Origin of the sequence: Phyllobacterium phragmitis (assembly GCF_002980495.1) — a bacterium.
GTDB lineage: Bacteria > Pseudomonadota > Alphaproteobacteria > Rhizobiales > Rhizobiaceae > Paramesorhizobium > Paramesorhizobium phragmitis.
Genome location: NZ_PVBR01000001.1, coordinates 355,874 through 377,734 on the forward strand (window position 1 = coordinate 355,874; position 21,861 = coordinate 377,734).

The following is a 21,861-nucleotide window of genomic DNA, read 5'->3' on the forward strand; positions in this document are numbered from 1 at the left end:
CTGCCCTGCCGGGCAGAGGGGGGTGTTACGGCGGTCAATCCCCAGCCACAAAAAACTGCCATTTCCCGTCCGGGCTGATGCCGATACGGTAGAAGATATAGGCGCCGAAGGTCTTCATGTCGTCATAATCGCCGGCGGTGATGATCTGATAAAGCTCCACCATCTGCGGCGGCGTCAGCTTGTCAATCGGGTAGGCGAAGAAATACGGCCAGACATAGAGCTCGTTCGATCCGCCTGCATCGAGATGGACATAGCCGGTCTCGAGCAGATCGACGAGGATAGCCAACACTTCCTGACCGTCATTGTCGCCGGAAATCCCCTTGAGATAATCGATCGGGTCGCCTTCAAAGCCGCTGAGCGAGAGCGCGGTCATGTCGTCTCCGGTGCCGATCAGCGGACGCAATGCTTCGACATTGCCTGATTTGGCGGCTTCGAGAATGCGCTCGCGCATCTGCTTCACCGCTGCCGGCAATTCTTCGACATCATATTGGACCACCGGCGGCGTACCGTTTTCCTTGACCTGCGGCCGCGCGGGATCGACCATCTCCTCAGTGTTTTCCGATGGTTGCGACGGCACTTGCTTGAGCGGACCGGGCAGGGGGATCTGTGTTGCCGGATCGGTATCGTCCGTGGCGCTTTTCCTTGGAGCTTGTGCCGGTTCCGGCTGGATTTCGCTCAACGCAAGCCGCTGCAAATCCTCTTGAGGTCGCCCATCCGCCAGCGCCGTCGCGCCAGTCAGGAAAACGAAAAGACCAAGCGTCACAAGACGCGAAAAAAACTGCGAAACTGGCGGGAGAAGACGGATCATCATCATATGTTGTCACAGAAAATCAGCAGGCGGAAGATGCCTGCATGGTTTATCCCAATCTGGGTAAAGCCCGTTCGAAAACCCTGCCGAGAACCGGGCAAAATCGCTACAGCATCGGCCCGAAAATCGGAATCGATTTTCGGAAAGCACGATGCGTAGATTCAAAGGCTTGAGACGCGTCCTTTGTGCGTCCAATTGGACGCACGGCGCTCTAGCCGCGCGTCCGGTCTGCGATAAGTCCTGGGGATTTCGGGCGGGGTCATACAAAATTCCGGGGCGTTGCGGCGCATCATTGCGAGCCCGCCTGCAATTCCCGCGTGCTATTGCAGGATGCGGTCGGTGAGAAAATCACCTGAGATGATCTGCTCGCGCATCTTTTCGATCAAGGCCAGCGCGCTTTCGTCGCCCGCGTCACGAATGAGTTCGGTCAGTGCCGTCGCAAAGGCCGCTTCGGCCAGAATCTCAGGTTCGATGCCTTCCGAAATGCCATCGGCCCAGACTTCGTTCTGATATTCGATCGCGGCAAGCTTCTTCTCGCGTGCGATGAGTTCGTCGAGATCGGTTGGAGCTTGTCCCATCCATTCCACCTTGGCGTATGCCGGTTTTTTCTCAAGGGCCCTGAATCCATCGATGAAGTCGTCATCGCTTTGCAGGGCTGAAGTCTCGTCTTAGCCTGAGGCCTTAACTTAATGTCCCGTTAACAGATTACCACCAATTTTAATCGACTGGCGGCATCAATGATTTCAACAGTTAACGCCGTCTTAATTTCCATAACGCGCGGCGATCTCGTTCGACAAGCCTTCTCCTTCCTTCATATAGCGGTCAATCGCCGCAACCGACGAATCGGTACAGCTCGAATATACCTCGCTGAAGGCCCGATACCCACGGTTGAAACTGGAAATGATCCGCGCTCGCCTGGGCTTTTCGGGTTTTTCCGCAGCAATTATGGCATTCATGCGGTCCCGCCACTCGTTTCCCGGCTCGCCGCACAGGTTGCGCAGATAATGGAGCGAGCCCAGGATCTCGGCCAACCGGATCAGTTTCGCTTCATAAGGCGGTTCGTTCACCGTTGCCGCTGCTGCCGGCAACGCTATCAAACCAGCCATCACGATCGCTATCTGCCATGCACGCTTCAAAAAATATCCTCGATCCTCTCCGCTGGTTCCTTATTGGCGCGAAACAAAAGCCGCTTCAAGGTGTTAATCTGGAAGAAGCTTAACGCAAAGGCATGGTGATAGAGGTTAGCGCTGAGCATCTACGGCTTGTGTGCGGTGTAGATCGCGGTAACAAAATTCCGGCGAACGCTTCCATTGAATTCCCGCTCCGCTATGCGGGCTATGTCATCCAGGAAGCATACCCGCTCTATTTCAGGCAAGCGGGCGACCGGCGAAAAAGTCGCGGTCAATTCCAGCACTTGCCGGGTGCTCAACACAGGACTCCACCGGACTTTTTCATAAACGGTTTCTGTAAAAGACGCCTTTTCGAGTTCGGCGAGACGCTTGTCTCTTTCGAGCGCAAAGGGCGTCCAGCCTGCGACCGGTGTGAAAGACTGCGCTCCAATTTTTTTAAACAGAGATTGTGTTTGGCGCTGAAAATCATCCATGTCGTCCGGATCGCCAAAAACGGTCCACCACATCGCCCATTTTCCCCCAGAGCGTAGAAGCCGGAACGCCTTTGCAAGGGCAATCTCCGGGGAAAGCCAGTGCAGCGACATTGCCGCTATACCGAGTTCGAATGAACCGGCGGGCAGTTCTATATCCTCGAATGGATGCCGATCGATTGTCAGCCGAGCGGCATGCTTCTTCAACCGGACATCAAGAAATGCGGCAAGACGTTCATCCGGCTCGATTGCCGTCACCCGGCAGCCATAGTCCAGAAGCGGCTCGGTGGCTTGGCCTGTACCCGGTCCAATCTCAAAAACGTCAACGTCAGCACCGCAGGTAGTTTGCAGAATCTCAAAGACGCGCGCTGGATAGCCCGGCCGCGCTTGGTGATATGCTTGCGCGTTCGTCCCAAAGATGCTCCTGCCCAGTTCGGGATTGATTTTGAGTGGAATATTTTCTTTGCCCGGGTTCATCGCATCCATCATAGAACTGGAATTTAAAGAGCTGCTCTAAACAGTGCCCGACGATAGCTCCGAAAAGCTCAGGCCAATGCCCCGCCATCTTCGATCCTGACAATCTCGCGGGCGGCGGCGAGCGTGCTTTCGGTAATGCGGACTTTCGCCATTTCGTCGACGTCGAGCCACAAGACGGCCGCCGCATCGTCGGCGGCGACAGCCTCGCCGGTGACGCCATAAGCGCGAAAGACGGCGAGATGATAGCTCGCCTCATAAGAGCTGCCGCTATCCCGGCTGAGATCGACGGTGACGAAATGCGTGAGCTTTTCCGCCATGAGCCCGGTTTCCTCCATGAGCTCGCGCCGGGCCGCTTCCTCTGGCGTTTCATCGGCCTCGCGACGTCCGCCGGGAAAGGCGAGCCAGCCCTTCCAGGGTTCGCGTCCGCGTTCCACCAGCAGAAATCGCCCGTCGCGGCGGCAGATCAGTGAAACGCCATGGATGGGTTGGGAAATAGCCATGGGGCATGGCGTATGCCGCTCAGGCGTCGTTGGCAAGCCGGAATTGAGGCCGGATTTCACGAGGCTCAGACGACGCGCCGCTTGACCCGGGCGGCAAAAAGCTGAACATCGCCCGTCATGTGCGGACGATTTTCACTAACGGCAACCAGGCAGGAGGTCGAGGCGCTCCTGGCCGCGATCATCGGCGAAGACTTTCCGCCGCGTTACAATATCGCGCCGACGCAGCCGATCCTGACGGTGATAGCGGGCGAAACGCCGCCGCCGGGCTCGAACCGCCCGGACCGGGTAGGCCAGCTCGTGCGCTGGGGCTTCATTCCGGGATGGGCCAAGAACCCGAACGATTTTCCGCTGATGTTCAACATCCGCAGCGAAACCGCGGCGGAGAAGAATTCCTTCCGCGCGGCACTGCATCATCGCCGCGCTCTGGTGCCGGCCTCCGGGTTCTACGAATGGCGGCGCGAGGGGCGCAACAAGGCGCAGGCCTATTGGGTGCGGCCCCGCCATGGCGGGCTGATCGCCTTTGCCGCGCTCATGGAAACCTGGAGCAGCGCCGATGGTTCGCAGATCGACACGGGTGGCATTTTGACGACGAGCGCCAATGCGACGCTGCGCCCCATCCATGAGCGTATGCCGGTGGTCATCCAGCCCGAGGATTTCGGCCTCTGGCTTGACTGCAAGCACAACCTGCCGCGCGACGTGGCTGGATTGATGCGCCCCGCCGAGGCGGATTTTTTCGAGGCCGTTCCCGTATCCGACAAGGTCAACAAGGTGAGCAACGTCACGCCTGACATTCAGGAGCGCGTCGAAGAGGACTTGACGGCGAAGGCCGAACAGCCAAAGAACAAGAAGAAGCCGGAGCCGGAAGATGGTTCAGGCGGTCAACTCTCGATGTTCTGATCTCGTTCTCGCCCGATTTTCAGGAAATTCCGTAATGGTCTCAGCTGCTCTCTCAGGCTTCCTCTTGGGCGCCTCGCTCATCATCGCCATCGGAGCGCAGAACGCCTATATCCTGCGCCAGGGTCTGCTGCGCCAGCACGTCTTCGTTCTCTGCCTCATCTGCGCCCTGTCCGATGCGCTTTTGATTACCGCCGGCGTGGCCGGCCTGGGCACGTTGCTTGCGCAATCGCCGGGATTGATCGCGGCGGTAACGCTCGGCGGCGCGGCTTTCCTGTTCTACTATGCATTCGTGGCGTTTCGCCGCTCGTTCAACCCTGAGGCAATGGATACCAAGGGCAAAGGCGAGGCGAGCCTGAAGGCGGCAGTCGCCACTTGTCTGGCGCTCACCTTCCTCAATCCGCATGTCTATCTCGATACGGTGCTGCTCCTGGGCAGCCTCTCGGCCCGCTTCGAAGGGGCAAACCGCATTGCCTATGGCGCTGGCGCGGCCGTCTCGTCCTTCGTCTGGTTCTTCGGGCTCGGCTATGGTGCGCGTCTGCTCCAGCCGGTCTTCGCCAGGCCCGCGGCGTGGCGCATTCTCGATTGCCTGATCGGCCTCGTCATGGCCGGGATCGGTATCAGCCTGTCAACCCGATTTTTTGTCGGTTAGGATCGATGTCCGGCGGTTGTCGTTGCGCGCGTCCGAATGGCTGCGTGGTGCAGCGAGCAGAGCTGCGACGAGCGCCGCAGGGCCGATCTCGCGATAATGGTCCGTCAGCCTGTCAGGCCGCAGTGTTAAGACTTTCTTGCTCATTTTAAGTTCCTTCCTCGTATGACAATCCCTATTCTTCGGTGGAATCAGACTGAAAAAAGGCTGTTTCTCGCCGCTTTTGAGGAATTCGGGTTAATCCTGCTTAACCATGCGCCCTGTTGCAAAAATGCAGCATTGTCGGGCTTGTCCTGAGTCAACGAGCCAATCCATTAAAAGTTCGAAACGATTTCCAGCCCGGACAGCCAGCCCGGACAAGATGAGAGTCGCTGTCACACATGCTGCATCTTTGAATTGCTCTTGACGGCGAAGGCGGAGGCGGGGATAAGTGCATCCCATGAAAACGCCATCCGCAACGACGATTTGTATTTGTGTGATCATTATCGGCTAGCAGCTGCTGGCCCGGCCGTTTTCGTCTCCTTAATCAGCTTGAAAAGATGACAAACGCACCGGCCAGTCGGCCAGAGCAATGTTTGCCTCGGCTTGCCTCGTTTAAAGAGGATTGGGCTCAAGAGGAATTGGCTTAGGGGATTTTGCATGAGCGAAGCAGCGCCGAAACTGCGCCTTTACAACACTTTGACGCATGAAAAAGAGGTTTTCGCCCCGATCGACGCGGATAATGTGCGCATGTATGTCTGCGGGCCGACGGTCTATGACTACGCCCATATCGGCAATGCGCGTCCCGTCATCGTCTTCGATGTGCTGTTCCGCCTGCTGCGCCATCTCTATGGCGAGGAGCATGTCACCTACGCGCGCAACATCACCGACGTCGACGACAAGATCAACGCCCGCGCCGCGCGCGACTATCCCGACCTACCGCTGAACGAGGCGATCCGCAAGGTGACCGAGGCGACGAACAATCAGTTCCAGGCGGATGTCGCCGAGCTCGGTTGCCTGGAGCCGACCCATCAGCCGCGCGCCACCGAACATCTGGATGGAATGCGCGCCATGATCGATCGGCTGGTAAAGCGCGGTTTTGCCTATGTCGCCGAAGATCACGTACTTTTCTCCGTCGCCTCGATGAACGGTGCCAACGGGCTGCCGCGCTATGGCTCGCTTGCCCGCCGCTCGCTCGACGAGATGATCGCCGGCGCCCGCGTCGACGTCGCCTCCTACAAGCGCGACGAGATGGATTTCGTCCTGTGGAAGCCGTCGAAGGACGGCGAACCCGGCTGGCCTTCGCCCGCGGGAATAGCGGTTCCCGGACGTCCCGGCTGGCATATTGAGTGCTCGGCCATGTCGATGGCCAAACTGCTGGAGCCCTTCGGCGGCGGCCTCGAATGTGACGATCCCGAAAAGAACGTCTTCGACATCCATGCCGGCGGCATAGACCTCGTCTTCCCGCACCACGAAAACGAACTCGCCCAATCCTGCTGCGCCTTCGGCACCGGGCGCATGGCCAATATCTGGATGCACAACGGCTTTCTTCAGGTCGAAGGCCAGAAGATGTCGAAGAGCCTCGGGAATTTCGTGACGATCAATGAGTTGCTCGCGACTGATAAGTTCGGCGGCCGCAAATGGCCGGGCGAGGTGCTGCGGCTCGCCATGCTGATGACGCATTACCGCGAGCCGATTGATTTTTCGGTCAGGAAACTGGAGGAGGCGGAAAGGATCCTCCTTAGATTCTTCAGGAAAATTAAGGCTTTCGACCTAGCTATGATGTCGAGAGATCAGGATGAGGGTGCACTCGCTTCCCCGGATGCCAAGCGTCCACCTTCTACCGTTGCTGACGCGCTTCTCGACGATTTGAACACAGTTTCGGCGGTGAAAGCTATCCACGATCTGCGCGCCGATGCGGATGTAGATGGAGCACTGCAGCTTTTAGGAATAAATTGGCGTTCATATCTGCAAACGGTAACCGAATGGTCCAAACATTCACCTGAACTGCCGGAGATTGAAGCCAGCATAGAAGCTCGTCTTTCCTTCATCAGTGAAAAGAATTTCGCCGAAGCCGACCGCATCCGTGATGAGCTTCTGAAACAGGGCATTCAGCTCAAGGATGGCAAGGACCCGGCCACCGGCGAGCGCGTGACCACATGGGAGGTCAAGCGGTGAGCACGTCATCTCACCCCCCTCTGGCCTGCCGGCCATCTCCCCCACAAGGGGGGAGATTGACCATCATCGTCGTTGGCAGCCAATCAGCAGCGTTGCAGAATAAAGCTCCGTCATCAATGAAGGCTAATCTCCCCCCTTGTGGGGGAGATGGCCGGCAGGCCAGAGGGGGGTGCTCTTCCGCCTTGTTCACGGCAGACTGTGTCCGCAATAGGCACACCAGGTAGGCCATGATGGTATCACACGCTCGCATTTCCAGCCGTGCGCGCAAGAATGCGAAATCGATGCGCAGCAAAATGACCGACGCGGAACTGAAACTCTGGAATGAGATTCGGGCACATCGGCTCATGGGGCTGGCCTTTCGGCGGCAAATGCCGATTGCCGGCTATATTGTCGATTTTGCCTGTCCATCATCTCGTATCATTGTGGAGCTTGACGGCTCACAGCATGGTCAGGACCAGGAAGTGGCCGCCGACGCGGAACGGACAAGAAGGCTGGAACAGGACGGCTGGACCATCCTGCGTTTCTGGAACGATGATATCCTGCGCGATATCGATGGCGTCTGCCGGCATATCGTGACGGTTGCCGATCCCAAAACGGAGGAGATATCGCAATGACCCTCGACAACAAACCCTTCCACACCGGTGGATGCCAGTGCGGCGCGGTTCGTTTCCGCGTCGAAGGCAGGCTGGGCGATGGCTCGATCTGCCATTGCCGCATGTGCCAGAAGGCGTTCGGCGGCTTCTATGCGCCGCTCGTCTCGGTCCGCGAGACGAGCCTGACATGGACGCGCGGCGAGCCGAAGCGTTTCCAATCCTCCAATCACGTCAAGCGCGGCTTTTGTGCCGAGTGCGGCACGCCGCTCACCTATGAGGCGCCGGATGGCGTCGCGCTTGCCATCGGCGCTTTCGATGCGCCGGAAGAGATCGAGCCTGCCGTACAATGGGGAATGGAGGGGAAATTGCCCTATGTTGACGGCCTCTCGCGGCTTCCCGGATATACCACGATGGAAGACACACAATCCGCCGATTTCCTGAACACGCTCGTCTCGTATCAGCACCCCGACCACGACACGGACCGTTGGCCGCCCTCGTGACAACTTCCCTGAATTGGGCCAAAGCAGACAGAGACCGGGCTCTTGAGGAGCGGAAATAGTGAAAAAAGAACGTATCTACCTCTACGACACCACGCTGCGGGACGGCCAGCAGACGCCCGGCATCGACTTCTCCGTCGAGGACAAGAAGGCGATCGCCGCCATGCTCGACGAATTCGGCGTCGATTATGTCGAGGGCGGCTATCCCGGGGCGAACCCCACCGATACGGCTTTCTTCAAGCGCAAGCAGACGGCGCGCGCCAAATTCGTCGCCTTCGGCATGACCAAGCGGGCAGGCGTTTCCGCCTCGAACGATCCGGGCCTTTCCGTCCTGCTGCAGGCGGCTTCCGACGCCATCTGCTTCGTCGCCAAGAGCTGGGATTACCATGTGAAGGTGGCACTCGGCTGCACCAATGAAGAAAACCTCGAGGCGATCACCGCGTCCGTCACCGCCGCCCGCATGGCCGGCAAGGAGGCAATGGTCGATTGCGAGCATTTCTTCGACGGCTACAAGGCCAATCCCGAATACGCCCTTGCCTGTGCCGCCTCGGCCTATGAGGCGGGCGCGCGCTGGGTCGTGCTATGCGACACCAATGGCGGCACGCAGCCGGGCGAGGTGGCCGAGATCGTCAACGCGGTCAAGAGAGTGGTGCCCGGCGAGAGCCTCGGCATCCACGCTCATAACGACACGGAGCAGGCGGTCGCCGTCTCGCTCGCCGCCATCGACGCCGGCGTGCGCCAGGTGCAGGGCACGCTGAACGGCATCGGCGAGCGCTGCGGCAATGCCAATCTGGTGACGCTCATCCCGACGCTGATGCTGAAGCCCTATTGGGCCGACCGTTTCGAAACCGGGATCAGCGCCGAGGCGCTTGGCAAGATCACCCGTCTGTCGCACACTTTCGACGATATCCTCAACCGTGCGCCGCTCGAGCAGGCTGCCTATGCCGGTATTTCGGCCTTCGCGACCAAGGCCGGCATCCATGCCTCAGCGCTCATCAAGGAGCCGGCGACTTACGAACACGTGCCGCCGGAAACGGTGGGTAACCGCCGCCGCCTCATGGTTTCGGACCAGGGCGGCAAGTCCAATTTCATCGCCGAGCTCGAACGCCGCGGCATCAAGGTCGCCAAGGATGACCGGCGCCTCGACACGCTCATCGCGCTCGTCAAGGAGCGCGAGGCGGCGGGCTATGCCTATGAAAGTGCCGACGCGAGCTTCGAGCTTCTGGCGCGCGGCGTGCTCGGCACTATTCCGTTGTTCTTTAGGGTCGATTCCTTCCGCTGCATGGTCGAGCGTCGCTTCGACGCCGCAGGCCAGGTCAAGACGGTCTCCGAGGCGATCGTCAAGATCGAGATAGACGGCGAGTTGCGCATGTCGGTCGCCGAAGGGCACGGGCCGGTGAACGCGCTCGATATCGCGCTGCGCAAGGATCTCGGCCGCTACCAGAGCGAGATAGAGGATCTGGAGCTGGTGGATTTCAAGGTGCGTATCCTCAATGGCGGCACCGAGGCCATCACCCGCGTCCTGATCGAATCGCACGATGCAACCGGCGCCCGCTGGCGCACGGTCGGCGTCTCCGACAACATCATCGATGCATCCTTCCACGCGCTGATGGAATCCGTCGTCTATAAGCTGATGAAGAACCGCGAAATGGCCGGGCAGCTCGCAGCGGAATAGGATCGATCAACGGAATTGATGCTTCAATCAGCATAATTGAATGGATTTCACATCGACTTGGGCGCAAGAGCCGGATAGTCGCCTTGAAGTGGAGACGCTAGTTCTAGAGGTCGTCATGTTTTATTGAAACACTGGTTGGACAATGCCCCTTGCCCTGTCGTCATTCTCGGGCTTGTCCCGAGAATCTGCGACAAGGACAAAGAAAAGCATTTACCGTTCTGACAGATCATGCCGTCGTAGATTCTCGGGACAAGCCCGAGAATGACGGCCAGAGGGAAGCTGTTTCAAGTTAGTTCCGACATGCTCTAGGGCAAGAAACGGGTGATTCCATCAAAATTAGGAACCGCTCTATGACGAGGCAATCCTGAATGACAGACAACACCCTTGCCCATGCCCCGATGTCGGATGGCGCTCGCGGCTTCATCTTCGCGCTTGCCGCCTATCTGATGTGGGGCTTCCTGCCGCTTTACATGAAGCTGGTGACGCATATTCCCGCTTCCGAGGTGGTTGCCCATCGCATCGTCTGGTCGGTTCCCGTTGCCGCCATTCTGCTTTTCCTCATCGGGCGCACGGCTGACATCACCGCCGCGCTCCGCAGTCCGCGCACGCTGATGATGGCCTGCCTCACTGCCGGCCTGATCACGCTCAACTGGGGCATCTATGTCTGGGCGATCTCGGTGGACCGGGCGCTCGAGACGGCGCTTGGTTATTATATCAACCCGATCCTCAATGTCGTTCTCGGTGCGCTGTTTCTCAAAGAGCGGCTCAATCGGGCGCAGATGGTGGCGGTCGGTCTCGCGGTCGCCGCCGTCGTCCTGCTCACCGTCAAGGCCGGTGGTCTGCCATGGGTTTCGCTGGCGCTGGCGCTGAGCTTCGGCTTTTACGGCTTTCTGCGCAAGACGCTGCCGATCGGCCCGTCGCAGGGCTTCATGCTGGAAGTGCTGATCCTGTCGGTCCCGGCGCTGGGCTATATCATGTGGCTGATCGGCACAGGCCAGGACCATTTCGCCGCCGGCAACGGTTGGAACGTGTTCCTGCTGCTGATGGCCGGGCCGGCGACGGCCGTGCCGCTCATCTGCTATGCCTTCGGCGCGAAGCTCCTGCGCTACACCACCATCGGCATCATGCAGTATATCGGTCCGACGATCATCTTCCTGATCGCCGTGTTCTGGTTCAAGGAGCCGTTCTCGACGGTCCAGTTCGTAGCCTTCGGCCTCATCTGGGCCGGGCTTGCGATCTATACATGGTCGAGTTTGGCGGAAGCGAGGACGAAGGGGGCGGTTTGAGGGCGCCGTGTCTACCGCCCCGGACCGCCGATCCGTCGGACGATGAGCAGAACGATGGCCGAAATCGTGAGAGCGAAAATGGCCACGATCCAGAAACCGTGCCGCTCATCGGCAAAGGGGAGCCCTGCGGTATTCATGCCGAAGAAGCCTGATATCACCGTGGAGGGAAGAAGGACGGCGGTCATCACCGAGAGCACATAGAGAAGCTGGTTCGACCGATGGGCAAGCTTGGCCATCAGCTCTTCCTGCAAAAGCCTGGCGCGCGCCTGCAACTGCTCGCCTTCCTGGTGCAGTGCGCCGGCGCGCTGCGAGAGGTCTTCCACGATATCGCCAAGTTCCTCCGGGAATTCCTTGCGGTGTGTCTGTTCCAGATGCCTGAGCAGATTTGCCGTAATCGAGAGATAACGGTGCGAGGCGACGATCTGCCGCCGGACGGGCGCGAGCCGCTCGCTTTCGCCCTGCCATGCATCGCCGACGATGTGGTCCTCGATGGAATCGAGCCTTTCGGAGAGTTCCGAAAGCTGAAGCTTCAGCCGTTCGAGGAAGCGGCGCATGATGCGTTCGAACAATCTCGCCGGAGAGGCCGGTTTGAAAAGGTCCTGGTCGAGCGCCTGGCGGATGTCATCTACCGATTGAAGCGGATGCTTGCGGCCGCTGACGAAACGATCGTCGCTGAATGAAAACCGGAAATAGCCCGGTGCACGCCCGTCGCCATAATGTTCGTGCTGCATATCCGGCATTTCGCCGAACAGCCATCCATTCTCGTATTCGATGTAATATCGGTCGGAACTCGCCAGCAAGCTCTCTTTGATGAAGGGCGGCAGCGCGCTTTCCGCCCCGATGGCTTTTCGTCCACGCGTATCGGTCAAGGAATAGTTGGTCCATGACCAATGCGCATCATCCGTCGTGGTCCGGTTGCCGGACGCGTCGAATGCGTAGAAGGCGACGATGCCCGCATCGCGGAAAAAAGCTGTCGGCCCCCGAGTTTCCGAATGGATCGCCACTATTCCCTCTCCATTCGCCCCAGGGGAGTTGCATTCAAGGAGATTACATCCGCCCGATGACCGCCTCGTCGCCATCCGATGGTTTAGCGGTCGCGGTGCCGAGAATGGCCGGCACGATATCCTCGGCGCGCTCGACGATCAGCGGCTTCACCAGATGCGACGTATGGACGAAGCCTTCGGTTCTCATGTGATCGAGAAGCGATATCATCGGATCCCAGAACCGGTTGATATTGGCGAGGACCATCGGCTTGTTATGATGGCCGAGTTGCGCCCAGGTCATCATCTCGACGATTTCCTCAACCGTGCCGATGCCGCCGGGAAGCGTAACGAACGCATCGGAGCGCTGGAACATCAGATGCTTGCGCTGGTGCATGTCGTCGGTGACGATCAGCTCGTTCAGCTGGCTGAGCGCATGTTCGGTGGCTTCCTTGCTCATCAGGAATTTCGGGATGATACCCGTCACCTTGCCGCCGGCCGACATGACGCCGTCGGCAACAGCGCCCATGATGCCCTTGGTGCCGCCGCCATAGACGAGCTCCAAGCCATGTTCGGCGATCGAGCGCCCCAGCGCCCTGCCGGACTGCTTGTAGAGAGGATTGAGGCCCGGAGACGAGCCGCAGTAAACGCAAATGGATCGAATCTTGTTCATGTCTGGAAGTAGGGCAGTTTGCCTCGAAACCGTCAACCCGAAACCACTAGGCGGCCACTTGGCCGCAACTAGCGCGAGGACCCTTTTGCGCCGGCCCCAAGATGGTTCTATAGTAGGTGTGGTTCCATATTAAGGCGGATACGGAATATTAACGAACTGCAAGGCCTCCCACATTCTTGTAGGTCCGATCAAAAAGCTGTAGATCGAAATGAAAAGGGACCGGGGAAATGCAGAAAAACTATTATGCCCTGTTTGGTTTTGCCGCGGTCATCGCCGCGGCCGGGATAGCCGCTTATCTCGGCGTCCTTCCGGGAACCGCACCGAAAGCACCGCCTCAGCCGCCCGTAGCCACATCCGTCGCGCCGCAGGCTGATGCGCCGCAAAGCACATCGCCAGCACCCGATGCGGCGCCCACAGCCGACCAGCAGGCGGGCGTCACGGTTCCGTCCTTCGATATATTGCGGGTCGAGCCTGATGGTTCGGTGGTCATCGCCGGCAAGGCCGAGGCTTCCTCCAATGTCGATGTCATTGCGGGATCGTCCGTCCTCGGATCCGCCAAGGCCGCCGAAAATGGCGATTTCGCGGTGGCGCTCGATCAGGCGCTGAAGCCCGGCGATCATCAATTGGTGCTGCGTGCGACCGGTACCGACGATAAGGCTGCGACATCGGCGCAAACGGCGGTCGTCTCCATACCGGATAAAAGCGACGGACAGGTGTTGGCGCTGGTCGAGCAGCCGGGCCAGGCAAGCCGGATGATCACTACGCCGCAGGCGCAGAGCCCCGCCGCCGCTCCGCCTGCCGATGCGCAGCAGGACGATGCAGCTACTGCCCCGCCGCCATCATCCCCCTCTCGACCGTCCAACCAGCAGCTGGACACGGTGCAACAGCCATCGGATCGGGCGCGCACCGAGCCTGCGCCAAATCCCGGGTCGGCAACAACTGAAACTGAACCGCAACAGGAGCTTTCCGTTACGGTGGAGGCCGTCGAGATCGAGGGTGATACAATCTTCGTCGCGGGCAGGGCCGTGCCGGGAAAACGCGTCGTCGTCTATGCCAATGATACGCTTCTCGGCAGTGCTCCCGTCTCGCCGACGGCTCGTTTCCTGGTGCAGAGCCAAATTCCGCTTGCCGTGGGCGATTACATCATCCGGGCGGATCTCACGGAAAAGGATGGTACCGTGATCGCCAGCGCGCGCGTTCCGTTTCGGCGTGAGGCGGGAGAGAATATTGCAGCCGTTGCTCCAAAGGCCGGCAGGATTGCCGCTGGAGCGCAAACGGATGAAGCCGCTAAAAGCGATGCGAAAGCCAAGCCGCTCGCCCAATCGCTGGAAAACGTCGACGGATCGGTCATCATCCGCAAGGGCGACAATCTCTGGACGATTTCGAAGCGCACCTATGGCAGGGGCACGCGCTATACGACAATCTATCTCGCCAATGCAGATCAGATAGAGAACCCCGATTTGATATTGCCCGGCCAGGTTTTTTCAATGCCGAGGAAGCCGCTGTCGGATGAAGAAGCGCAACGCCGATTGAACGCACAGAAGTAGATTTAATCGCTCCAGCGCGCGCGTAAAAGCTTGCGGTCACGCCCTATATCGTATATCGCCGATTTACGATGAAAGATTGCTTCAGTCCAGATTTTGATCCGCTTGCCGCCAATGCAGAGGATGCTCGCGCTGCGCGCATCTATGCTGCGCTGGCGCATGAGGCGCGTCTGCGCATCCTGCGCCATCTCATCCTTCAGGATGCCTGCTGCTGCAAGGAGATCGTTTCGACCGTCGATCTTGCGCAATCCACCGTCTCGCAACATCTGAAGGTTTTGGTGCAGGCAGGACTGGTCGATTATCGGCCCGAGCGCCAGTCATCCCGCTACAGCGTCAATAGCCAAGCGCTCAATGCGATCCAAACTCATTTGAACGGCCTGGTGAACGACCTTGCCGATTTCTGCTCAGGGCAGCGGAAATAAAGCTTCGAGATCATGTCAAACAGAAAAAAATCAAAAACCGTCTCCGCCGAATCCGGCCAAACCCTGCAGACGATCCGCAATCTCTGGCCCTACATTTGGCCGGCCGGCCGGCCCGATCTCAAGATGCGCGTCGTCTGGGCGACATTCTATCTGTTCATCTCCAAGATCGTGCTGATCCTCGTTCCCTATTTCTTCAAATGGGCGACGAATGCGCTGAACGGCAAATTTCAGGCGCCCGATTATATCCCGGCGCTGTTCCTCGGCGCGGTCATGCTGGTCGTCGCCTATAATTTTGCACGGATCGTCCAGGCCGGGTTCAATCAGCTGCGCGATGCGCTTTTTGCCAGCGTCGGCCAATATGCCGTGCGCCAGCTCGCTTTCAGGACCTTCGTGCATATGCATGAGCTGTCGCTGCGTTTCCATCTGGAACGGCGCACCGGCGGCCTCTCGCGGGTCATCGAGCGCGGCACCAAGGGCATTGAGACCATCGTCCGCTTCACGATCCTCAACACGCTGCCGACCATCCTGGAATTCGCGCTGACGGCTGTCATCTTCGCCTTCGCCTATGGATTCTCCTATCTGGTGGTCGTCGCCGTGACGGTCTGGCTCTATACTTGGTTCACCATCAAGGCGAGCGATTGGCGCATCAATATCCGCCGCGATATGAACGAATCCGATACCGACGCCAACACCAAGGCGATCGATTCGCTGCTCAATTTCGAGACCGTCAAATATTTCGGCAATGAGGCCATGGAGGCTAGGCGCTTCGACGGAGCGATGGCGCGCTATGAGGTAGCCGCAACCAAGACCTGGACCTCGCTCGGCTGGCTGAACTTCGGCCAGGCGGTGATTTTCGGCGCCGGCATGGCGATCATCATGGTGATGTCGGCACGCGCCGTGATTGCCGGCACCCAGTCGCTGGGCGATTTCGTCTTCATCAACGCGCTGTTGATGCAATTGTCGGTACCCCTCAATTTCATCGGCTTCATCTATCGCGAGGTGCGCCAGGGGCTCACCGATATCGAGCAGATGTTCGATCTTCTCGATGTCGACCAAGAGGTGAAGGACAAACCGGACGCCAAACCGCTCATTGCCACCGACGGCGCGATCCGCTTCGACAATGTGCTTTTCTCCTATGATCCGGCGCGGCCCATCCTCAAGGACATCAGCTTCGAGGTTCCCGCGGGCAAGACCGTTGCCATCGTCGGCCCTTCGGGCGCGGGCAAATCCACGATTTCGCGGCTGCTCTTCCGCTTCTACGATATTCAGGGCGGCGCCATCACCATTGATGGGCAGGATGTCCGCGACGTGACGCAGGAATCCTTACGCAAGGTCATCGGTATGGTGCCGCAGGATACGGTGCTGTTCAACGACACCATTGCCTACAATATTCGTTATGGCCGCATGTCGGCGACAGAGGAGGAGGTCGAGCGCGCAGCCGATCTGGCGCAGATCTCGCACTTTATCAAGCTCCTGCCGGATGGCTATCAGTCCATGGTCGGCGAGCGCGGGCTGAAACTCTCCGGCGGCGAAAAGCAGCGCGTCGCCATCGCCCGCACGATCCTGAAAGCGCCGCCGATCCTCATCCTCGACGAGGCGACCTCCGCCCTCGACACGGCGACCGAGCAGGAGATCCAGTCGGCACTCGATATCGTCAGTGAGGGCCGGACCACGCTCGTCATCGCGCACCGCCTGTCGACGGTCATCACGGCCGACGAGATCATCGTGCTCAAGGACGGCGTGATCGCCGAACGTGGCACGCACCGCTCGCTTTTGCACAAAAAAGGCCTTTACGCCTCGATGTGGGATCGCCAGCGCGAAGCCACCGAAGCCGAGGAGCGCTTGCGGCAAGTGCGCGAGAAGGACGAAATGGGCCTGTTGAACCGCGGCGTACCCGCTGCGGAGTGAGTGAGGCTGGAATTACCAAGTCGCACTGCAATACCCCCCTCTGGCTTGCCAGCCATCACCCCCACAAGGGGGGAGATTACGCCTTCATAGACATTGGGCACCAATCGCAAATGTAGCAGAATGGACGTGGAACCTGATGTCAGCCAATCTCCCCCCTTGTGGGGGAGATGCCTGGCAAGGCAGAGGGGGGTGAGAGGAAGCGCGCTAACCTTCTCACCTAACAACAAACACAACTCACCGAATCATATTTGCCCAAAGCCGTATTCTCCACTAAGGAGTGGGGGAAAATCGAGGAATGACAGATGAGCCTGTTCGATACCGTCCGCAACACATTCGTGCCGATCCACCGCGAAGGATATCCTTTCATCGCGGCCTTCTTCGTGGCGTCGCTCATTCTCGGCTGGTTTTGGGATCCGCTGTTCTGGATCGGCATGGTTCTCACCATCTGGTGCATCTATTTCTACCGCGATCCCGAGCGGGTGACGCCGACGGACGATCGGCTGGTCATCAGTTCGGCGGACGGCAAGGTTTCCTCCGTCGGCCCGGCGATCCCGCCGCGCGAGCTCGATCTCGGCGACGAGCCGATGACGCGCATCTCCGTCTTCATGAACGTATTTTCCTGCCATGTGAATCGCGCTCCGGTCAGCGGTCGGATCACCAAAATCGCCTATCGTCCGGGCCTGTTCCTCAACGCGGATCTGGACAAGGCGAGCGCGGAAAACGAGCGCAACGGTCTTTTGATCGACAGCCCCAACGGAACGGTGGCAGTGGTGCAGATCGCGGGTCTCGTGGCGCGGCGTATCGTCTGCTGGACCAAGGAGGACAATCTGCTGGCGACGGGCGAGCGCTTCGGTCTGATTCGTTTCGGCTCCCGCGTCGATGTCTACCTACCGAAGGGCGCCGAGGTACGCGTTGCCGTCGGTCAGACGGCGGTTGCCGGCGAAACCGTCCTGGCCGAGTTCGGCAGCAACAGGCCCGCACCTGCCGTTCGGATCGCCTGAGCCCATGGAAACGCCGTTTCCACCATTCGAGCCGAACGGCCCCGCCGAGGGCAGGGGACCACGCCTTTCGCAGATACCGATGCGGATGGTCGTTCCCAATGTGATCACGGTACTGGCCATCTGCGCCGGGCTCACCGGCGTGCGGCTCGCCTTCGAGAACCGTTTTGAACTGGCCGTGTCGATGGTGCTCATCGCCGCCTTTCTCGACGGCATAGACGGGCGCGTCGCACGGATGATGAAGGGCACGTCCAAATTCGGCGCTCAGATGGATTCGCTCGCCGATATCGTCAATTTCGGCGTTGCGCCGGCTCTGGTGCTTTATTCCTTCATGCTCGATCAGGCGCGTGCCTTCGGCTGGATCGCCGCGCTGCTCTATTGCATCGCCTGCTGCCTGCGCCTGGCCCGTTTCAACGTCATGCTCGACGACCCGCGCACACCGCCTTGGCAGAGCAATTATTTCATCGGCGTGCCGGCGCCTGCGGGCGCCATGCTGGTGCTGCTGCCGGTCTATCTAGGCTTTCTCGGGCTTGCCCCGACGCGGGTGCTGGCCTTCAGCGCCTCGATCTATACGGTCGCCATCGCCTTCCTGCTGGTCAGCCGCTTGCCGGTCTATAATGGCAAGACGGCAGGGAGCCTCGTGCGGCGCGACATCGTCATGCCGCTCATCCTGTGCGTGGTCATCTATGTCGCCTTCCTGATGAGCTATACCTGGGAAATGCTGACACTGACCGCACTTGCCTATCTGGTTTTCCTGCCCTTCAGCGTCGCTGCCTGGCACAAGCGCATGGCAGCGGAAATGCAGGAGACGCCGGAAGCGACGCCTGAAAGCCCGGCGGGCGACAAGGGTACAATTTGAGACGACACTACGCAGTGTCAACGATCAGAGACAGCATCGCGCGCTTCCTCTCACCCCCTCTGGCCTGCCGGCCATCTCCCCCTCAAGGAGGGAGGTTAGCCTACATCAATGACGGCACTTATTTTGCAACGTCTACGACTGGCAGCAGCGTAAATGACAGCGTAATCTCCCTCCTTGAGGGGGAGATGGCCGGCAGGCCAGAGGGGGGTATTCCAGCGCCAGCGTTAGCCAGACTGATACTCACCCCGGCAACCGATAACTAAGAAACCGGTCCTCGCGCACGTCGAAAAGCTGCCCGGTGACATCCATCGCCGGGTCCGCCAACGCCACGATCTTCTCCGCCACGTCCCTCGGATGGGGCAGGGTGTCCGGGTCCTCGCCCGGCATGGCCTGCGCCCGCATGGCGGTGCGCGTCGCGCCGGGATTGACCGAATTGATGCGCAGTTTCATCTGCCTTGTTTCTTCCGCCCAGCTTCGCGCCATCACCTCGACAGCCGCCTTGGATGCCGCATAGGGGGCCCAGAAGGCGCGCGCGGAATGGGCGACGCCTGACGAAAGCAGGATAGCGCGGCCCGCATCCGACTGCCGTAGCAGCGGATCGACGGAGCGGATCAGCCGCCATGTGCCTGTCACATTGACCGTCATGACCCTTTCGAAGGTCTTGGCCTCGACATGGCCGATCGGCGTTATGGTTCCAAGGATGCCGGCATTGGCGACCAGAATGTCCAGTTTCCCCCAGCGCTCGTGGATCGAGCCGCCGAGCCTGTCGATCCCCGCCATGTCGGTCAGGTCGAGCGGCACCAGCGTGGCGCTGCCGCCGAGCGCCCTGATCTCGTCGTCGAGCTCTTCCAGGCCGCCGACCGTGCGGGCGACGGCGATCACATGGGCGCCGCGCTTTGCGAGTTCGAGGCTGAGGAAATAGCCGATGCCGCGCGAGGCGCCAGTCACCAGCGCCAGCCGGCCATTCAGATCGATGCTCATGCTTGTCCTGCTATTGAAGGGGGATACTGTTCGCTCGGGTGTTGATTTACCCGTTGCTCGCTATCAGCGAAAGACTGTGAACGTTGCTCAGGCTTTCCTGGTCGAGGAGGCGGGTCGGATAATCGCCGGTGAAATAATGATCGGTGAATTGCGGGGCGCGTGGATCGCGCGGCTTGCCGCCTACGGCGCGGTAAAGCCCGTCGATCGACAGGAACGCCAGCGAATCGGCGCCGATATAGCGGCACATCGAGGCCAGGTCCGCGTGCTGGTTGGCCAGCAGCTTGTCGGCCTGAGGCGTGTCGATGCCGTAGAAATCTGGATGATAGATCATCGGGCTCGCAACGCGCAGATGGACCTCGCTCGCGCCGGCATCGCGGATCATCTGCACGATCTTGAGCGAAGTGGTGCCGCGCACGATGGAATCATCCACCAGCACCACGCGCTTGCCCTCGATCACCGCGCGATTGGCGGAATGCTTGAGCTTGACGCCGAAGGCGCGGATCGATTGCGTCGGCTCGATGAAGGTGCGCCCGACATAATGATTGCGGATGATGCCCAACTCGAAGGGAATGCCGCTCTCCTGTGCAAAACCGATGGCCGCAGGCGTGCCGCCGTCGGGAACAGGGACCACCACATCGGCCTCGACCGGAGCTTCCTTGGCCAGATTGATGCCCATGTTCTTGCGCACTGAATAGACATTGCGGCCGCCCACCACCGAATCGGGGCGGGCGAAATAGACATACTCGAATAGGCACAGCCGCTCGGGCTGCCGGTTCTGCGGCTTGATCACCTCCGTGGTGATCGACCCATCCGGCTGGATTTCGCAGATCACCACTTCGCCGTTCTCGACGTCGCGAATGAATTTCGCGCCGATGATGTCGAGCGCGCAGGTTTCGGACGCGAAGATCGGCTTGCCGTCGAGCTCGCCCATCACCAGCGGCCGGATACCGATCGGATCGCGCGCCGCGATCAGCTTGGTGCGGGTCATGGCGAGCATCGAATAGCCGCCCTCCATCTGCCTGATCGCATCGATGAAGCGGTCGCTCGAGGATGCGGAGCGCGAGCGCGCGATCAGATGCAGCACCACCTCCGAGTCGGAGGTGGACTGGCAGATGGCGCCTGCGGCAATCAACTGGCGGCGCAAAGTCAGCCCATTGGTGAAATTGCCGTTATGCGCGATGGCGATGCCGCCGACCTCGAGTTCCGCGAAAAGCGGCTGCACATTGCGCAGTTCCACCCCGCCGGTCGTCGAATAGCGGGTATGGCCCATCGCCATGTAGCCGGGCAGCTTCGCAAGCGTCGCCGGGTCGGTGTAATGATCGCCGACGAGGCCCATGCGCTTTTCAGTGTAAAACTGCTGGCCGTCGAAGGTGACGATACCTGCCGCTTCCTGCCCGCGATGCTGCAGCGCGTGCAGCCCCAGCGCCGTCAGGGGCGCTGCATCCGGATGGCCGAGAATCCCGAAAACCCCGCATTCTTCATGCAGACTGTCGTCGTCCAGTGAGAAGGGCGTCTCATTACCAAAAGAATCGATCATTGCCGCAAGGCCTTTCGATTGCGGTTAGAGGATCACGATGATTTCTGATTGCATCAATCAAAATTCAAGACGTGATAGATTCCAATAAAGGAGAGCGGGAGATTGCTCGTCCCGCTCTTGGCAGATGCTATCTAGCACAAATGAGGCAATTTTTGAAAGCGATCCCTTTGTCGCGCCCAATCAAAAACGCCCAAACTCATAAGAACCAGAACTACTCAGTGGTGGCGCCGTCAGCCGGAGCCTCTTCCTTGTTTTCCGGAGCTTCCGGTTCGGCGGTGCCTGAAGGCGCACCCGTCTTCGGCTTGATCCGGTTCAAAATGGTCGATTCCGGGTCTTCCGGCAGCAGATTGACCAGTTTCTGCCCCAGCGAATCGAGAAGCGGCTTGGATTTCGCGTTGGCGATCCAGCCGGGCTGGTCCGCCGCGACGAGCCAGTTGAAGAACAGCATTGCCACCACCACCAGGAGCACGCCGCGCGCCGCACCGAAAACAAAACCGAGCGTGCGGTCGAGTGCCCCGACACGGCTGTCGATGATGAAGTCGGCTATCTTCATCGTGATGACCGAAACGATGATCAGCGTGACGATGAAGACAGCCCCCGCCGCTGCGATCGTGGCGATCGTATCATTGCTTATATAAGGTCGAACCAGCGGAACAACAGGGGTGTAGAAAAGATAGGCGGCGATTGCCGCCGCGGCCCATGAGGCGACCGAGAGCACCTCGCGGGAGAAACCGCGCACCATGGCGAGCACGGCGGAAACCAGCGTGATCCCCAGAAGAACTCCGTCAAGCAGCGTAATTGGCATCTTGGCCCACCTCAATTC

General features: G+C 59.7%; 23 protein-coding genes. 12 read left to right on the plus strand and 11 right to left on the minus strand.

Features of this window, described 5'->3' with window-relative positions; translation table 11 throughout:
* Positions 1-34: 34 nt before the first annotated feature.
* The 5 genes from C5748_RS01685 to C5748_RS01705 form a co-directional block, all read right to left on the minus strand.
* The gene (locus C5748_RS01685) at positions 35-808 is read right to left on the minus strand and encodes a hypothetical protein (protein WP_105740307.1); all 774 of its coding nucleotides are present in this window, start codon (positions 806-808) and stop codon (positions 35-37) included.
* 320 nt (positions 809-1,128) lie between these two features.
* Complete coding sequence (locus C5748_RS01690) at positions 1,129-1,386, minus strand: hypothetical protein (protein ID WP_105740171.1); 258 nt, start codon at positions 1,384-1,386, stop codon at positions 1,129-1,131.
* 183 nt (positions 1,387-1,569) lie between these two features.
* A complete protein-coding gene (locus tag C5748_RS01695) occupies positions 1,570-1,926 on the minus strand; it encodes a TIGR02301 family protein (protein WP_280953467.1) in 357 nt (118 codons plus the stop codon).
* A gap of 137 nt (positions 1,927-2,063) precedes the next feature.
* Complete coding sequence (locus C5748_RS01700) at positions 2,064-2,885, minus strand: class I SAM-dependent methyltransferase (RefSeq protein ID WP_158259798.1); 822 nt, start codon at positions 2,883-2,885, stop codon at positions 2,064-2,066.
* Positions 2,886-2,953: 68 nt separating this feature from the next.
* The gene (locus C5748_RS01705; protein ID WP_105740173.1) at positions 2,954-3,385 is read right to left on the minus strand and encodes an NUDIX hydrolase; all 432 of its coding nucleotides are present in this window, start codon (positions 3,383-3,385) and stop codon (positions 2,954-2,956) included.
* Between the two features lie 117 nt (positions 3,386-3,502).
* Here C5748_RS01705 and C5748_RS01710 point away from each other — a divergent pair, with 117 nt between their 5' ends.
* Entirely contained in the window at positions 3,503-4,282 is a 780-nt protein-coding gene (locus tag C5748_RS01710) for an SOS response-associated peptidase (RefSeq protein ID WP_105740174.1), read from the plus strand.
* Positions 4,283-4,316: 34 nt separating this feature from the next.
* A complete protein-coding gene (locus tag C5748_RS01715) occupies positions 4,317-4,931 on the plus strand; it encodes a LysE/ArgO family amino acid transporter (RefSeq protein WP_105740175.1) in 615 nt (204 codons plus the stop codon).
* Here the strand turns inward: C5748_RS01715 and C5748_RS01720 are convergent.
* Complete coding sequence (locus C5748_RS01720; RefSeq protein ID WP_105740176.1) at positions 4,908-5,075, minus strand: hydrolase; 168 nt, start codon at positions 5,073-5,075, stop codon at positions 4,908-4,910. The genes C5748_RS01715 and C5748_RS01720 overlap by 24 nt on opposite strands.
* 492 nt (positions 5,076-5,567) lie before the next feature.
* On the opposite strand from C5748_RS01720, the gene cysS reads away from it, so the two are divergent.
* The 5 genes from cysS (at position 5,568) to rarD (ending at position 11,136) form a co-directional block, all read left to right on the plus strand.
* Positions 5,568-7,085, plus strand: coding sequence for a cysteine--tRNA ligase (gene cysS, locus C5748_RS01725; protein WP_105740177.1), 1,518 nt, complete (start codon positions 5,568-5,570; stop codon positions 7,083-7,085).
* Positions 7,086-7,315: 230 nt separating this feature from the next.
* Positions 7,316-7,699, plus strand: coding sequence for an endonuclease domain-containing protein (locus C5748_RS01730; protein ID WP_105740309.1), 384 nt, complete (start codon positions 7,316-7,318; stop codon positions 7,697-7,699).
* A complete protein-coding gene (locus C5748_RS01735; RefSeq protein WP_105740178.1) occupies positions 7,696-8,178 on the plus strand; it encodes a GFA family protein in 483 nt (160 codons plus the stop codon). Before C5748_RS01730 ends, C5748_RS01735 begins: the two co-directional genes overlap by 4 nt.
* A 58-nt stretch (positions 8,179-8,236) precedes the next feature.
* Positions 8,237-9,850, plus strand: coding sequence for a citramalate synthase (gene cimA, locus C5748_RS01740; protein WP_105740179.1), 1,614 nt, complete (start codon positions 8,237-8,239; stop codon positions 9,848-9,850).
* Positions 9,851-10,218: 368 nt separating this feature from the next.
* Entirely contained in the window at positions 10,219-11,136 is a 918-nt protein-coding gene (rarD, locus tag C5748_RS01745; RefSeq protein ID WP_105740180.1) for an EamA family transporter RarD, read from the plus strand.
* 11 nt (positions 11,137-11,147) lie between these two features.
* Here rarD and C5748_RS01750 read toward each other — a convergent pair whose 3' ends face one another.
* Together C5748_RS01750 and C5748_RS01755 are read right to left on the minus strand one after the other, a co-directional pair.
* Complete coding sequence (locus C5748_RS01750) at positions 11,148-12,140, minus strand: CorA family divalent cation transporter (protein WP_158259799.1); 993 nt, start codon at positions 12,138-12,140, stop codon at positions 11,148-11,150.
* A gap of 43 nt (positions 12,141-12,183) precedes the next feature.
* A complete protein-coding gene (locus C5748_RS01755; protein WP_105740182.1) occupies positions 12,184-12,789 on the minus strand; it encodes an LOG family protein in 606 nt (201 codons plus the stop codon).
* A gap of 227 nt (positions 12,790-13,016) precedes the next feature.
* Between C5748_RS01755 and C5748_RS01760 the strand changes: the two genes are divergently transcribed.
* The 5 genes from C5748_RS01760 (at position 13,017) to pssA (ending at position 18,520) form a co-directional block, all read left to right on the plus strand.
* Positions 13,017-14,336, plus strand: coding sequence for an Ig-like domain-containing protein (locus C5748_RS01760; RefSeq protein WP_105740183.1), 1,320 nt, complete (start codon positions 13,017-13,019; stop codon positions 14,334-14,336).
* 68 nt (positions 14,337-14,404) lie between these two features.
* Positions 14,405-14,755 (plus strand): ArsR/SmtB family transcription factor, encoded by a 351-nt coding sequence (locus tag C5748_RS01765; protein WP_105740184.1) that lies wholly within the window; start codon positions 14,405-14,407, stop codon positions 14,753-14,755.
* Positions 14,756-14,767: 12 nt separating this feature from the next.
* The gene (locus C5748_RS01770) at positions 14,768-16,663 is read left to right on the plus strand and encodes an ABCB family ABC transporter ATP-binding protein/permease (protein WP_105740185.1); all 1,896 of its coding nucleotides are present in this window, start codon (positions 14,768-14,770) and stop codon (positions 16,661-16,663) included.
* Positions 16,664-16,965: 302 nt separating this feature from the next.
* Positions 16,966-17,664 (plus strand): phosphatidylserine decarboxylase, encoded by a 699-nt coding sequence (locus C5748_RS01775; protein ID WP_105740186.1) that lies wholly within the window; start codon positions 16,966-16,968, stop codon positions 17,662-17,664.
* A gap of 4 nt (positions 17,665-17,668) precedes the next feature.
* Positions 17,669-18,520: a CDP-diacylglycerol--serine O-phosphatidyltransferase gene (gene pssA, locus C5748_RS01780; RefSeq protein WP_105740187.1), complete on the plus strand. Its 852-nt coding sequence runs from the start codon at positions 17,669-17,671 to the stop codon at positions 18,518-18,520.
* 240 nt (positions 18,521-18,760) lie between these two features.
* Here the strand turns inward: pssA and C5748_RS01785 are convergent, their stop codons facing one another.
* From C5748_RS01785 to C5748_RS01795, 3 genes are all read right to left on the minus strand, one after another.
* Positions 18,761-19,501, minus strand: a complete 741-nt coding sequence (locus tag C5748_RS01785; protein ID WP_105740188.1) for an SDR family NAD(P)-dependent oxidoreductase — start codon at positions 19,499-19,501, stop codon at positions 18,761-18,763.
* A 46-nt stretch (positions 19,502-19,547) separates the two neighbouring features.
* Positions 19,548-21,038, minus strand: a complete 1,491-nt coding sequence (purF, locus tag C5748_RS01790) for an amidophosphoribosyltransferase (RefSeq protein ID WP_105740189.1) — start codon at positions 21,036-21,038, stop codon at positions 19,548-19,550.
* 211 nt (positions 21,039-21,249) lie between these two features.
* Complete coding sequence (locus tag C5748_RS01795; protein WP_105740310.1) at positions 21,250-21,843, minus strand: CvpA family protein; 594 nt, start codon at positions 21,841-21,843, stop codon at positions 21,250-21,252.
* Between the last annotated feature and the right edge of the window lie 18 nt (positions 21,844-21,861).

Bases quoted from the DNA above. Each gene is read 5' to 3' on its own strand.
- rarD (WP_105740180.1), top strand. From the start codon at position 10,219: ATGACAGACAACACCCTTGCCCATGCCCCGATGTCGGATGGCGCTCGC.
- C5748_RS01685 (WP_105740307.1), bottom strand. From the start codon at position 808: ATGATCCGTCTTCTCCCGCCAGTTTCGCAGTTTTTTTCGCGTCTTGTG.
- C5748_RS01785 (WP_105740188.1), bottom strand. From the start codon at position 19,501: ATGAGCATCGATCTGAATGGCCGGCTGGCGCTGGTGACTGGCGCCTCG.
- pssA (WP_105740187.1), top strand. From the start codon at position 17,669: ATGGAAACGCCGTTTCCACCATTCGAGCCGAACGGCCCCGCCGAGGGC.
- C5748_RS01765 (WP_105740184.1), top strand. From the start codon at position 14,405: ATGAAAGATTGCTTCAGTCCAGATTTTGATCCGCTTGCCGCCAATGCA.
- C5748_RS01730 (WP_105740309.1), top strand. From the start codon at position 7,316: ATGGTATCACACGCTCGCATTTCCAGCCGTGCGCGCAAGAATGCGAAA.
- cysS (WP_105740177.1), top strand. From the start codon at position 5,568: ATGAGCGAAGCAGCGCCGAAACTGCGCCTTTACAACACTTTGACGCAT.
- C5748_RS01755 (WP_105740182.1), bottom strand. From the start codon at position 12,789: ATGAACAAGATTCGATCCATTTGCGTTTACTGCGGCTCGTCTCCGGGC.
- C5748_RS01715 (WP_105740175.1), top strand. From the start codon at position 4,317: ATGGTCTCAGCTGCTCTCTCAGGCTTCCTCTTGGGCGCCTCGCTCATC.
- C5748_RS01710 (WP_105740174.1), top strand. From the start codon at position 3,503: ATGTGCGGACGATTTTCACTAACGGCAACCAGGCAGGAGGTCGAGGCG.
- C5748_RS01735 (WP_105740178.1), top strand. From the start codon at position 7,696: ATGACCCTCGACAACAAACCCTTCCACACCGGTGGATGCCAGTGCGGC.
- C5748_RS01760 (WP_105740183.1), top strand. From the start codon at position 13,017: ATGCAGAAAAACTATTATGCCCTGTTTGGTTTTGCCGCGGTCATCGCC.
- C5748_RS01720 (WP_105740176.1), bottom strand. From the start codon at position 5,075: ATGAGCAAGAAAGTCTTAACACTGCGGCCTGACAGGCTGACGGACCAT.
- C5748_RS01700 (WP_158259798.1), bottom strand. From the start codon at position 2,885: ATGAACCCGGGCAAAGAAAATATTCCACTCAAAATCAATCCCGAACTG.
- C5748_RS01775 (WP_105740186.1), top strand. From the start codon at position 16,966: ATGAGCCTGTTCGATACCGTCCGCAACACATTCGTGCCGATCCACCGC.
- C5748_RS01705 (WP_105740173.1), bottom strand. From the start codon at position 3,385: ATGGCTATTTCCCAACCCATCCATGGCGTTTCACTGATCTGCCGCCGC.
- C5748_RS01770 (WP_105740185.1), top strand. From the start codon at position 14,768: ATGTCAAACAGAAAAAAATCAAAAACCGTCTCCGCCGAATCCGGCCAA.
- purF (WP_105740189.1), bottom strand. From the start codon at position 21,038: ATGATCGATTCTTTTGGTAATGAGACGCCCTTCTCACTGGACGACGAC.
- C5748_RS01795 (WP_105740310.1), bottom strand. From the start codon at position 21,843: ATGCCAATTACGCTGCTTGACGGAGTTCTTCTGGGGATCACGCTGGTT.
- C5748_RS01690 (WP_105740171.1), bottom strand. From the start codon at position 1,386: ATGGGACAAGCTCCAACCGATCTCGACGAACTCATCGCACGCGAGAAG.